Annotated in this window: 10 protein-coding genes and 2 pseudogenes; 10 read left to right on the top strand and 2 right to left on the bottom strand. The window is 72.6% G+C overall.

Annotated elements, in window-relative coordinates; genetic code table 11:
- Window positions 1–58: 58 nt before the first annotated feature.
- Window positions 59–218, bottom strand: a pseudogene (locus ABZ840_RS04385) (amidohydrolase); the annotation flags it as partial.
- Between the two features lie 191 nt (window positions 219–409).
- On the opposite strand from ABZ840_RS04385, the gene ABZ840_RS04380 reads away from it, so the two are divergent.
- The 10 genes and pseudogenes from ABZ840_RS04380 (at window position 410) to ABZ840_RS04335 (ending at window position 10,785) form a co-directional block, all read left to right on the top strand.
- Entirely contained in the window at window positions 410–1,051 is a 642-nt protein-coding gene (locus ABZ840_RS04380) for a hypothetical protein (RefSeq protein WP_361553081.1), read from the top strand.
- 326 nt (window positions 1,052–1,377) lie between these two features.
- On the top strand, window positions 1,378–1,683 hold the full coding sequence (locus tag ABZ840_RS04375; RefSeq protein WP_361553078.1) for a hypothetical protein: 306 nt from the start codon (window positions 1,378–1,380) through the stop codon (window positions 1,681–1,683).
- A 189-nt stretch (window positions 1,684–1,872) separates the two neighbouring features.
- On the top strand, window positions 1,873–3,105 hold the full coding sequence (locus ABZ840_RS04370; protein WP_361553075.1) for an acyl-CoA dehydrogenase family protein: 1,233 nt from the start codon (window positions 1,873–1,875) through the stop codon (window positions 3,103–3,105).
- 35 nt (window positions 3,106–3,140) lie between these two features.
- The gene (locus ABZ840_RS04365) at window positions 3,141–4,133 is read left to right on the top strand and encodes a bifunctional MaoC family dehydratase N-terminal/OB-fold nucleic acid binding domain-containing protein (protein ID WP_361553072.1); all 993 of its coding nucleotides are present in this window, start codon (window positions 3,141–3,143) and stop codon (window positions 4,131–4,133) included.
- Window position 4,134: 1 nt separating this feature from the next.
- A pseudogene (locus tag ABZ840_RS04360) lies at window positions 4,135–5,253 on the top strand (acyl-CoA dehydrogenase family protein); the annotation flags it as partial.
- A 150-nt stretch (window positions 5,254–5,403) separates the two neighbouring features.
- Window positions 5,404–5,814 carry a MaoC/PaaZ C-terminal domain-containing protein gene (locus tag ABZ840_RS04355; RefSeq protein WP_361553908.1) on the top strand — a complete coding sequence of 137 codons (411 nt, stop codon included), beginning with the start codon at window positions 5,404–5,406 and terminating at the stop codon, window positions 5,812–5,814.
- A complete protein-coding gene (locus ABZ840_RS04350) occupies window positions 5,811–6,980 on the top strand; it encodes a lipid-transfer protein (protein ID WP_361553069.1) in 1,170 nt (389 codons plus the stop codon). Before ABZ840_RS04355 ends, ABZ840_RS04350 begins: the two co-directional genes overlap by 4 nt.
- Window positions 6,981–7,183: 203 nt before the next feature.
- Window positions 7,184–8,176, top strand: coding sequence for a DUF1906 domain-containing protein (locus ABZ840_RS04345; RefSeq protein WP_361553066.1), 993 nt, complete (start codon window positions 7,184–7,186; stop codon window positions 8,174–8,176).
- A gap of 204 nt (window positions 8,177–8,380) precedes the next feature.
- On the top strand, window positions 8,381–8,968 hold the full coding sequence (locus tag ABZ840_RS04340; protein WP_361553062.1) for a SigE family RNA polymerase sigma factor: 588 nt from the start codon (window positions 8,381–8,383) through the stop codon (window positions 8,966–8,968).
- Window positions 8,969–9,117: 149 nt separating this feature from the next.
- Entirely contained in the window at window positions 9,118–10,785 is a 1,668-nt protein-coding gene (locus tag ABZ840_RS04335) for a long-chain fatty acid--CoA ligase (protein ID WP_361553059.1), read from the top strand.
- Between the two features lie 149 nt (window positions 10,786–10,934).
- On the opposite strand, the gene ABZ840_RS04330 is transcribed toward ABZ840_RS04335, so the two are convergent.
- A complete protein-coding gene (locus ABZ840_RS04330) occupies window positions 10,935–12,218 on the bottom strand; it encodes an MFS transporter (RefSeq protein ID WP_361553056.1) in 1,284 nt (427 codons plus the stop codon).

Genomic DNA, 12,218 nt, shown 5'->3' with positions numbered 1-12,218 from the left:
GGATTAGCGCCGCACCGACAGTTCCCTTATTGCGTCAGCATTCTGATCCCATTGCCGCGCAGCTGATCCGCCGGTAGTCGTACGTCGAGGGGGGCGGGGGCAGGGCGCGTGCGCCGGGCCAGGAACGGTGTTTCTGCCGTACGCCGGTGGTGCGGCTCCAGGGCGTACGGCGCCCAGCCCATCTGACCCCCGGGGGCCTACGCGAGCTTCGGCCTGGGGGGGCTTCACCAGTGCGTCGCGTTATGTGTTCTGTGGTGGTGGCTGGGTGGGCTGTGCTCAGTGGTGAGGGCGTGGGGACCGGGCTGGGGGCAGTGGGGCATTAGTGGGGCGTTAGTGGGACGGCAGGGTGATCTTTGAGGGTGGGTGTTGTCCGGGAGCGAGACGAGAGATCAGTGCAACGGGAGAGCAGATGAACACCGCCATTTCCACCGCCACCAGCCGTTTCCGTGGCCGTGCCGGCCGACGCGTCGCCGCCGCCGTCGTTGTTGCCGCGGCGCTGGGCCTGGGGATGACCGCCTGCGGGCAGGACACCGGGGCGAATGGGGCCGCCGAGTCCTCGGCATCGGCTCAGGCCACGGGCGGGTCCTCCGCGGACAACTCCTCTTCGGACAGCGCCTCGACGGGCAAGTCCGCCGGTGAGCAGGGGCAGGGCGGGGGTAAGGGTGACGCGGGTGCGTCCGGGGGGAGTGCTGGCGGGGCCGACAGCAAGTCCGCGCCCGAAGGGGGCGGTGTGGCCAACGCGGGTAACCACAAGACGGTCGTCGGCAAGCTGGAGTACATGGCGCCCGGCAAGCTGATCGTCAAGCCCGAGGACGGCAGCATGGACCAGGCGTTCTTCGTGGCCAACGCCACCAAGGTCCTCGGCGCGGCCTCGATCTGCTCCGACGACCCCGACGACGGCGTGTCCCTGGGCGACGACGGCTACGGCACCGCCGAGTGCACGGTGGAGCAGCTGGAGAAGGCCGCCAAGACCGGCAGCGTGACCGTTCGCGTCACGATGAGCACCAAGTCCGGTGCTGCTGAGACGGTTGAGGAGAAGTACCACCCGTAAGCCGAGTCGTAAGACGACCCGAGGCCTCGGGACTTTGCAGCTTGCATCGCCTACGCCGGCAGGCCATCGGCTGCGATCACGTGGCTCTGGCGCCCGTACCGGCGTAAACAGCGGTTTTGGGGGATGTGCGCGCGACCCTGTGTGGGTCAATGCGGACGTTTGAGGGGGAGGGCTCACGCTTGCGGGGGAATCGGTGGGCTTAGCCGATTCGGGCTACGCCACTTGGGCAGTTCTGGGTCGCGACGTCGTAACGCAACAGACCCGGGGGGGTCGGCCAACCACCCAGGGATTGCCCGTTCCAAGTGGTTCCGCAGGAGGAAAAAATCATGGCAAGCATCCGTGCCGCTCGTACCATCGCCACCGTTGCCGCCCTGCCGCTCGCGGCGGCCCTGTTCGCCGGGGTCGCGTACGCGGACAACGGTTCGTTCGCGTCGGACGGGTCGGGAGCGGTGTCGTCGAGCCAGGAAGGCTCCGGCGTCGGGCACGACAACAACGGCAACTCCACCAGCACCCAGCAGGTCGCCAACGGAGACGGGGCGTCCAACCAGAACAACACCGCGAGCGTGAACGGGTCCGGCTTCACGCACATCGACCAGTCCAACGCCACGGTGAACTTCACCAACCTGTGGTGAACCCTCTGATGACCCCTCGGGAGCCCCGCCGGGCCACCTGAGGACGACGGGTGGCCGGTCCTGGGGAGAGCCGGCCGCCCGTCTCGTACGTGTATTGACAGCGAGCGGTTTCTGACGGACAGTCAGAAACCGCTCGCTTGCGTGTGCAGAGGATGTTCGTGTGCAGAGGATGTTGAGGAGGGCGTCGACGTGCACCTTGCTCCTACGCCGCGGCAGCGGCAGCTACGGGCGCGGCTGCGGGAGTACTTCCGCGAGCTGCTCCCGGGCGGCGCCGTCGAGGATCCGCAGGAACAGCGCGCGATCCTGAAGCGGATCGGCGCCGACGGGCTGCTCGGGCTCGGCTGGCCGGAGGAGTACGGGGGCCAGGGGCGCGGCCCCGACGAGCAGTTCGTCTTCTTCGACGAGGCGTACCGGGCCGGCGCACCGGTCTCGATGGTCACGCTGAACACCGTCGGGCCGACGCTGATGAAGTACGGCAGCGCGGAGCAGAAGGAGTTCTTCCTGCCGCGGATCCTGAGCGGGGAGATCGTCTTCGCGATCGGGTACAGCGAGCCGGAGGCCGGTACGGATCTGGCCGCGCTGCGTACGCGGGCGGTGCGGGAGGACGGCGGCCCAACCGGGGCTGGCGGGGCTGCCAGGGCTGCCGGGCAGGATGCGGCCGGGGGTGGCGCGTGGGTGGTCGACGGGGTGAAGGTTTTCACCAGCAACGCGCAGCAGGCCGACTGGATCTGGCTGGCCTGCCGTACGGATCCGGAGGCGCCCAAGCACAAGGGGATATCGATTCTCCTGGTGCCGACGGACGCGCCGGGGTTCTCGTGGACGCCGATACGGACGGTGGGCGGGCTGACCACGACGACCACGTACTACGACGGCATACGGGTGCCGGCCGGGAACCTGGTGGGCGAGGAGAACGCCGGCTGGGGCCTGATCACCAACCAGCTCAACCACGAGCGGGTGGCGCTGGCTGCCATCGGCATGCAGGCCGAGGACTGTTACGAGGCGGCGCTCGCGTACGCGCGTACGCCGGACCCGCACACCGGTGAGCGGCCCGCCGACCGTCCTTGGGTGCGGGCCCGGCTCGCGGAGGCGCACGCCCGGCTCGCGGCGACGCGGCTGCTCAACTGGCGGCTGGTGGGCGATGTCGGCGCGGGAGCGCTGAGCCCGGGCGACGCGAGCGGGGTGAAGTTCGCGGGCACCGAGAGCGCGGTGGAGGTCTACCGGCTGTGCCAGGAGGCGGTGGGGGAAGCGGCGCTCGTACGGGCCGGGTCCCCGGGGGCCTTCGGGGCCGGAACCGCGGCCGAGGGCGAGCTGGAGCGGATGAACCGTGCCGCGCAGATCAACACCTTCGGGGGCGGGGTCAGCGAAGTGCAGCGGGAGATCGTGGCGACGATGCGGCTCGGGATGCGGAGGGGGCGCCGGTGAGCGGAGCGGTGAGCGGTACGAGGAGTAGTGGGGCGGTGGGGGGCGAGGTGGACCTCGGCGCGCGGCTGAAGGCGTTCGTGGGGCGGGCCGCCGCGACTGCCGGGACCGGCAAGGACCCGGTCAATCTGCCGATGATCCGGCACTGGTGCGAGGCCGTCGGCGACACCAGCCCGGCCTACGCCGGGGACGCGGCCGTCGCCCCGCCCACCATGCTCCAGGCGTGGACCATGGGTGGGCTCTCCGGGCATGTGGACAGGTCGGGCGCGCACGACGAGCTGTTCACGCTGCTGGACGGTGCCGGGTACACGGCCGTGGTCGCCACCGACTGCGAGCAGGAGTACCTGCGGCCGCTGCGGCCCGGCGACGAGGTCACCTTTGACGCGGTGATCGAGGCGGTGTCGGACCGCAAGACGACGAAGCTGGGGGCCGGGTACTTCGTCACGACGCGGATGGACATCCGGGTGGGGGACGAGCTCGCCGGTACGCATCGCTTCCGCATCCTGAAGTACGCGCCTGGGGGGAAGGGGCCTGCCGGGAAGGGGGCCGCCGCCTCGAAGGAGCCCGCGCCGGTGGCGACTGCCTCGAACGGGTCCGTCTCGAAGGAGTCCGCACCGCGGCGGCCCCGGCCCGTGATCAATCGGGACAATGCCGGGTTCTGGGCCGGGGTGGCGGAGCGCCGGCTGCTGATCCAGCGGTGCGGTGACTGCGGGCGGCTGCGTCTTCCCTGGTTGCCCGGGTGCAACGGCTGCGGGGCGCAGGAGTGGGACACCGTCGAGGCGAGCGGCGACGGCACCGTCTTCTCGTACGTGGTGATGCACCACCCGCCGTTCCCCGCCTTCGACCCGCCGTACGCGGTCGCGGTGATCGAGCTGGCGGAAGGGGTGCGGATGGTGAGCGACGTGGTGGGCGTGGCGCACGACGAGGTCCGCGTCGGGATGCCGGTACGGCTGGAGTTCCAGCAGGTGGACGAGGGTCTTGTGCTGCCGGTGTTCCGCGCCGCCGGGCGGACTTCCGGGGTGGTGGGCTGACATGGACTTCACTCCCACAGAGGAACAGCGTGCCGCCGCCGGGCTGGCCGCGGAGATCTTCGAGGATCTGGCGGCCCATGAGCGGATGAGCGCGCTGGGCAATGCGACGGACACCGAGCTGTGGGCCGCGTTGTGCGCTGCCGGGCTGGTGGGCGCCGTCGCCGAGACCGGGCTGCTCGGGCTCGTTCTGCTGCTGGAGGAGCAGGGGCGGTGGACGGCACAGGTGCCGCTGGCCGCGACCGCGGTGTACGGGTTGCTACCGATCACGGCGCACGGAAGCGCGGAGCAGCGTGAACGGCTGCTGCCCGCGCTCGCGGCAGGGACGGCCGTGGCCACCGGTGCGTTCCCGGGGCGGAGCCGGGGGCGCGTGTGCGCCGACTCCGAGGGGCGGCTGAGTGGGGTGCTGCCGGTGGTGCCCTGGCTGCGCGACGCCACGCACGTGCTGGTTCCCGTGTACGCGCCGGAGGCCGCCGGGTGGCGGCTGTGGCTGGTCGAGGCGGCGGGTCCGGGGGCCGTACGGGAGCCGGTGGAGACGACCGCGCCCTGGTCGGCGGGGCGGCTCACGCTGACGGAAGCGCCGGGCGAGCCGCTGGGCGCCGCGCCGGATGAGGTGTACGGGGAGGCGCTTGACCCCAGGCCCGCCACGGTGCCGGACCCGTACGACGACCTGACGGCTGTAAGACCGGACCCGTACGGCGACGTGCTCGCGTCCGCGCGGACGGCGTTCGCGGGGCTGCAAGCGGGGGTGTGCGCCGGGTCGCTCGCGCGGGCGGTTGCGCACACCAACACCCGTGAGCAGTTCGGCCGGCCGCTCTCGACGCATCAGGGCGTCATGCTGCGGGCCGCCGACGCGCACATGGACACCGAGGCGATCCGGGTCACCGCGTACGAAGCGGCCTGGCGGCGGGACGAGGGGCTGGAGGCGGGCCCGCACGCGCTGACCGCCGCGTGGTGGGCGGCCGAGGCGGGCCGGCGGGTCGTCCACGCGGGGCAGCACCTGCACGGCGGCACCGGCGCCGACCTCGACCACCCGGTCCACCGTCACTTCCTGTGGGGCCGGCAGCTGGCCGCCCACCTCGGCGGCGGCGCCGAACTGCTGGAGGAGCTCGGAGAATTGCTGACAGGAGCGGGGGGCCTCGTGAACCTGAACCAGGAGACCGGAAGCGAAGAAGGCGACCAGGGCGGCCCGGGCGGCCGGGCACCGAGCGGTGGCGCTCACGCGTCAACCCCCGTACTCCCAGGAGCCGAACTCCCGCCCCTCACCGTCCCCATCACCCGCACCCTCATCGTCGCCGGTGCGCTCGCCTCGCGGGATTACCAGGACGTGCATCACGACGCCGAGGCGGCCAGGGAGAAGGGCTCGCCGGACATCTTCATGAACATCCTCACCACCAACGGGCTGGTCGGGCGGTACATCACCGACCACTTCGGGCCGCGGTGCGCGCTCCGGAAGGTGGCGATCCGGCTGGGCGCGCCCAACTATCCGGGAGACACGATGGTGTTGCGGGGGACGGTCGGCGAGGTGGCGGACGGTACCGCCGTCGTACGCGTGACCGGCGAGAACGGGCTGGGCCACCACGTCACCGGTACGGTCACCGTCACCCTCGACGGCGGGCCCGCCCTCGGCGACGGGTCGGCCATAGGCGACGAGGCCGCCCTCGACAGCGGAGCCGCCGTATGAGCGTACGGAGTGCGGACAGTCTTGGCGGGTGTGCCGCGATCGCCGGAATCGGGGCCACGGAGTTCTCCAAGGATTCCGGGCGCAGCGAGCTGAAGCTGGCGGTCGAGGCGGTGCGGGCCGCGCTGGACGATGCCGGGCTGGGGCCGGAGGACGTGGACGGGCTGGTCACGTTCACGATGGACACCAGCCCGGAGATCACCGTCGCGCAGGCGGCGGGAATCGGCGACCTGTCGTTCTTCTCGCGCGTGCACTACGGGGGCGGCGCGGCGTGCGCGACGGTCCAGCAGGCCGCGATGGCGGTGGCGACCGGCATCGCGGAGGTGGTGGTCTGCTACCGCGCTTTCAATGAGCGCTCGGGCCGTCGCTTCGGGTCCGGCGTACAGCACCGTGAGGCGTCCGCCGAGGGCACGGCGCTGGGCTGGAACCTCCCGTTCGGGCTGCTCACGCCCGCCTCCTGGGTGGCCATGGCGGCGCAGCGGTACCTGCATGTGTACGGGCTGAAGCCGGAGGCGTTCGGGCACGTGGCGGTGGCCGGCCGGCGCCACGCGGCCCGCAACCCCGCCGCGTACTTCCACGGCAAGCCGATCACGCTCGCCGATCACGCCGCCTCGCGCTGGATCGTCGAGCCGCTGCGGCTGCTGGACTGCTGCCAGGAGACCGACGGTGGCCAGGCGATCGTGGTGACCTCCGCCGAGCGCGCCCGTGACCTGCGGTGCCCGCCCGCAGTGATCAACGCGGCGGCGCAGGGCGCGGGCCGCGCGCAGGAGCAGATGACGAGCTACTACCGGGACGACCTGACCGGGCTGCCGGAAATGGGGGTGGTGGCCCGGCAGTTGTGGCGGAGCAGCGGGCTGACGCCGGGCGAGATCGACGTGGGGATCCTGTACGACCACTTCACTCCGTTCGTGCTGATGCAGCTGGAGGAGTTCGGGTTCTGCGCGCCGGGGGAGGCGGCCGGGTTCGTGGCGGCGGACGCGCTGCCCCTCAACACGCACGGCGGGCAGCTCGGCGAGGCGTACCTGCACGGCATGAACGGCATCGCGGAGGGGGTCCGGCAGATCCGCGGCACGTCCGTGAACCAGGTGGCGGGCGCGTCCCGCGTCCTGGTCACGGCCGGTACGGGGGTGCCCACGTCGGGCCTCGTGCTCGGCACGGACGGGACCTGAGGGGCGGCGGGGAGCCCCCGAGGGCCGGGGCCGATGAGGGCCGGGAGCCGACGAGGCCAGGAGCCAACACGACCCCACACTGCCTCACGTGCCCCACACCGAATCCCCGCCCGCCGCACCCCGGGCCCGGCATCCGGCTGAACCGGCGGTGCTGCTGGCGTGTCCGTCACGGAGTGTCGCGACGGGGCCTTTTGACTCGCCGTATGAGATGGACAAAATCGGCAAAACATATCGCCTTGCTGGCCCTGGTGCCCGCCGTCGGACTGATCGTCGCCCTGGCGGCGCTGCTCCCGTCCTGGCTCGCCCCGTCCTCCACCTCCGGTGGTGACCGGCCGCCGGCGGCTCCCGGGGCCGGCCGGGGCGAGGCCGAGGCCGCCCCGGCCGCCGCCGACGATGCCGAAGAGGCCGCTGCCGAAGACGCCGCCGCGTCCCGTCGCCGGGTGGCCCCGACGACCGCCGCCAAGGCGCCGGCGACCGGTCCTTACCTCTACAAGGGCTTCGGGCTCGACACCTGCGAGGCCCCGGCGGTCAGCTCGCTGCGGGCCTGGAACAGCACCCGCTACCGGGCCATCGGCGTCTACTTCGCCGGCCACGGGCGCGCCTGTCCCAAGCAGCACAACCTCAGCCCCCAGTGGTTCCAGGGCGCGAAGGCGGCCGGCTGGCGGGTGCTGCCGGTGTACCTCGGCGGCCAGGCGCCGTGCGTGAAGAACAAGCACAAGCGGCGGTACGCCATCGGCGCCGACCCGTTCAAGGAGGGCACGACCGAGGCCAGGGTGGCGGTGAAGCGCGCGCAGGCGTACGGGATCATGCCGCGCAGCCCGATCTACCTGGACATCGAGGCGTACGACCTGAAGAACCAGTCCTGCAAGGCGAAGACGCTGAGCTTCGTGCGCTCCTGGAGCCGCGAGGTGCGCCGCTTCGGCTACATCGCGGGCTTCTACAGCAGCGCGAACTCCGGCGTGCGGCACCTGGCGTCGGCGCGCGCGAAGGGGTACACCGACCTGCCGTCCGTCATGTGGTTCGCGCGCTGGCGCGTCCCGCCGTCGGCGTACGGGGAGAAGTGGCTGCCGCAGACGGCCTGGCACCCGAACCGCCGGATCCACCAGTACGCGGGCCACGTGCTGGAGACGCACGGCGGCCGCAAGCTGCGGATCGACCGCAACTGGGTGGACGCGCCGGTCGCGGTGATCCGGTGACCGTCCGCGAGCGGGCCAGGACCGACTCCGCGCGGCCCCGGCGGGCGAACTCCGGCCGACTCCGGCGGGCGGACCCTGACCGGGGCGCGTCCGCGCTCCGTCCTGAGGAGGTGGGGCCCGCCCCACGCGTACAACCTGAGGCGGAGGCGGCTTCGGCACCTTGGACCGATCCCCGGCCGGGTCCGCGCTTCTAGCGTGGAAGACATGACCACGCCAGTGTGCAAGGGCGCCTCGACCGCCGCGGTGGCCCCGCCGCCGTCGCCGCTCCCGACGCCCTCGTCGCGCCCCGTCCGCACGTCGTTCCCGTCCTTCGCGGCGTACGTACGGGACCGGGGCCCGGCGCTGCTGCGTGCCGCCCGCTCGCTCAGCGCCAACCCCAACGACGCGGAGGACCTCCTCCAGACCGCGCTGGCCAAGACCTTCGTGGCCTGGGAGCGGATCGAGGACCACCGGGCGCTGGACGGCTACGTGCGGCGGGCGCTGGTGAACACCCGTACCTCGCAGTGGCGCAAGCGGAAGATAGAGGAGTACGCCTGCGACGAGCTGCCCGAGCCGGGCCTCGTGCCGTCCGCCGACCCCGCGGAGCGGCAGGTGCTGCGCGACGCGATGTGGCGCGCGGTGCTCAGGCTGCCCGACCGGCAGCGCGCCATGGTCGTCCTGCGGTACTACGAGGACCTGAGCGAGGCGCAGACCGCCGAGGTGATGGAGGTGTCCGTCGGCACGGTCAAGAGCGCCGTCTCCCGCGCCCTGGCCAAGCTGCGCGAGGACCCGGAACTGGCCCGGGCGTCCTGAGCACCGGACGGCCACCGGTACGGGCCTCGGCACGCCCACCGTGACGGGTGACACGCCTGATTTTCTCGCGCGGTAGTGACATACCGCCTGGTACGGCAGCAGAATCAGCGGAAATCTACTCGCCCGTAACCGGTCTTCGGGAGGCCCCGGTGCTGAGCACGATGCAGGACGTACCGCTGACAGTGACCCGCATCCTCGCGCACGGCGCCACCGTGCACGGCAAGGCCGAGGTGATCACCTGGACCGGGGAGGGCGAGCCGCACCGCCAGACCTTCCGGGAGACCGGGCTGCGCGCCGCGCAGCTGGCCCATGCCCTCCGCGACGAGCTGGGCGTACGCGGCGACGCACGCGTTGCCACCCTCATGTGGAACAACAGCGTCCACCTGGAGGCGTACCTCGCGATCCCCTCCATGGGAGCGGTCCTCCACACCCTGAACCTCCGGCTGCCCGCCGAGCAGCTCGTCTGGATCGTCAACCACGCCGACGACCGGGTCGTGCTGGTCAACGGCTCGCTGCTGCCGCTGCTGGCCCCGCTCCTTCCCCAGCTGCCCAGCCTGGAGCACATCGTCGTCGCGGGCCCCGGCGACCGCTCCGTCCTTGAGGGCGCCACCGCGCGGGTGCACGACTACGAGGAGCTGCTGGCCGGCCGCCCGGAGACGTACGACTGGCCCGAGGCCGACGAGCGGCAGGCCGCCGCGCTCTGCTACACCTCCGGCACGACCGGCGACCCCAAGGGCGTGGTCTACAGCCACCGCTCGCTCTACCTGCACTCGATGCACGTCAACACCGCCGAGGCGTTCGCGCTGAACGGCCGCGACATCGCGCTCCCGGTCGTCCCCATGTTCCACGTGAACGCCTGGGGCCTGCCGCACGCCGCCTTCATGGCGGGCGCCTCGCTGCTGATGCCGGACCGGTTCCTCCAGCCGGCCCCGCTCGCCGAGATGATCGAGACCGTACGGCCCACCATCGGCGCCGCGGTGCCCACCATCTGGCAGGGGCTCCTCGCCGAACTGGACTCCAGAAAGGAAGCGGGCACCATCGCTGGGGCGTCCAGCCTGGCCAAGGTGATCATCGGCGGCTCGGCCTGCCCGCCCACCCTGATGAAGGCCTTCGAGGACCGGCACGGCATTCGCGTCGTGCACGCCTGGGGCATGACCGAGACCTCGCCGCTGGGCAGCGTCGCGCACCCGCCGGCCGGCGTGACCGGCGAGGAGGAGTGGGGCTACCGCTGTACGCAGGGCCGCTTCCCGGCCTCCGTCGAGGCACGGCTGGCCGGCCCCGGCGGCGAGTACCTGCCCTGGGACGGCGAGTCGGCCGGCGAGCTGGAGGTGCGCGGGCCGTGGATCGCGGGCGCGTACTACGGCGGCGCGGACGGCGAGCACTTCCGCCCCGAGGACAAGTTCAGCCCGGACGGCTGGCTGCGCACCGGTGACGTCGGCACGATCACGCCCGACGGCTACCTCACCCTCACCGACCGCGCCAAGGACGTCATCAAGTCCGGCGGCGAGTGGATCTCCTCGGTCGACCTGGAGAACCACCTGATGGCCCACCCGGACGTCGCCGAGGCGGCCGTGGTCGCCGTACCGGACGAGAAGTGGGGCGAACGCCCGCTGGCCACCGTCGTCCTGAAGGAGGGCGCCACGACCGGCTACGAGGACCTGAAGGAATTCCTCGCCGGCCGCATCGCCCGCTGGCAGCTCCCCGAACGCTGGGCGGTCATCCCGGCCGTACCGAAGACGAGCGTGGGGAAATTCGACAAGAAGGTGCTGCGGAAACAGTACGCGGACGGCGGGCTGGACGTCACGCAACTGGGCTGAGCGGGGGAGCGGTACGTCCGGGAGCAGGCTTCCCGGACGTACCACGCCCCGGCCGGGCCGCCGCGGCGACAGCGGCACGGTCCAGTTCAGCGGCGACCAGCGAAGCGGTACGGCTCAGCGGCGGCCGGCCGTACGGCCACGGCTACGGCTCAGCGGCGGCCGCCGTGGGGGAGGAAGCGGCCGGCGGTGAGCCAGAGGAGGGCCAGGGTGCAGACGCCGGGCCAGTGCCAGTGGGTGTAGACCGGGCCGGTCAGGGCTGAGGCGAGGGCGCCGGCGAAGAAGGCCGCGACCATGTAGGCGGTGTTGGCCGTGGCGGGCGAGCCGGTGGCGGTCAGCGCGCGGGTCTGGTTGGCGACCTGGCCGCAGACCAGGCCGGCGTGGATCAGTACGGCCGCCAGGCACAGCGCCCACAGCTGGTGCCCGCCCAGCCAGAAGAACGGTACGGAGGCCAGTGTGAGTCCGTAGGCGGCGGACACCACGCGGTCGTTGCCGAAGCGGTCGATCAGCCCGCCGGCCAGCGGCGACACCATCGCCGAGACCAGCCCGAAGAGGCCGAACAGACCGGCGGTCGCGGTCGAGAAGTGGTACGGCGCGCCGGTCAGCAGCAGCACGACCGCCGTCCACAGCGCGCTCCACACGCCGAACAGGCCGCCCTGGCGCAGGCAGGCGCGCCGCAGGTCGGCGGAGGAGAGCAGCATCCCGGGCACCTGGGCGACGCCCCGGCCGATCCGGGACAGCAGCCCGCCGGAGATCGCGCGCCGCTCGGGCGGCAGCAGCGCGGCGGTCACCGAGCCGATCAGCGCGGTGAGTACGGCCGAGCCGAGGAGGACGGCGCGCCAGCCGTACGCCTGGCCGGCCAGCCCGCCCACGACCCGGGCCGCGACGATGCCGGTGAACAGGCCCGCGACGACGGCCGCGACGTGCAGGCCGCGGCGCGCGGCCGGGGCCCGCTCGGCGACCAGCGGCACCAGCAGCTGCGGGATGACGGTCGTGGCGCCCGCGACCAGCAGCGCGGCTCCCAGCGCCGGCAGGCCGGGGGCGAACCCGGCGACGGCCATCGCGACGGCGGTGACGACGGAGAGCACGGCGACCAGGCGGCGCCGGTTCGCGGTGTCGCCGAGCGGTGTGAAGGTCAACAGGCCGAGTGCGTAGCCCAGTTGGGAGAGTGCGGTGATCCAGCTGACGCCGGCGGCGGGTACGCCGAAGCCGCGGGCGATCAGGCCGAGGAGCGGCGCGGCGAGGTAGATGTTGGCGACCGTCACCGCGGTGCACAGGGAGATGACGGCGAGGAGCAGGGCGGGCGGCGGGCCGCTGCGGCCCGTCGGTGCCGCGGCGGCGCGGCCGGCCGGGGAAGCGGCGGGCGCGCTGTCGGGCCGCGGGGTGTCGAGGGGTGTGGCGGCGGATGCGGCGGGCGCGGGCGGTGTGGTGGACAT

Source organism: Streptomyces sp. NPDC047117 (assembly GCF_040643545.1).
In the GTDB taxonomy this organism is placed as follows: Bacteria; Actinomycetota; Actinomycetes; order Streptomycetales; family Streptomycetaceae; genus Streptomyces.
The sequence above is the reverse complement of the archived record's forward strand: the minus strand, read 5'-3'. Positions and strand labels throughout refer to the sequence as shown.

What these genes read in the sequence shown, in the direction of transcription:
- ABZ840_RS04380 (WP_361553081.1), top strand. Translation starts at nt 410, where the DNA reads ATGAACACCGCCATTTCCACCGCCACCAGCCGTTTCCGTGGCCGTGCC.
- ABZ840_RS04375 (WP_361553078.1), top strand. Translation starts at nt 1,378, where the DNA reads ATGGCAAGCATCCGTGCCGCTCGTACCATCGCCACCGTTGCCGCCCTG.
- ABZ840_RS04350 (WP_361553069.1), top strand. Translation starts at nt 5,811, where the DNA reads ATGAGCGTACGGAGTGCGGACAGTCTTGGCGGGTGTGCCGCGATCGCC.
- ABZ840_RS04345 (WP_361553066.1), top strand. Translation starts at nt 7,184, where the DNA reads ATGAGATGGACAAAATCGGCAAAACATATCGCCTTGCTGGCCCTGGTG.
- ABZ840_RS04340 (WP_361553062.1), top strand. Translation starts at nt 8,381, where the DNA reads ATGACCACGCCAGTGTGCAAGGGCGCCTCGACCGCCGCGGTGGCCCCG.
- ABZ840_RS04330 (WP_361553056.1), bottom strand. Translation starts at nt 12,218, where the DNA reads ATGTCCACCACACCGCCCGCGCCCGCCGCATCCGCCGCCACACCCCTC.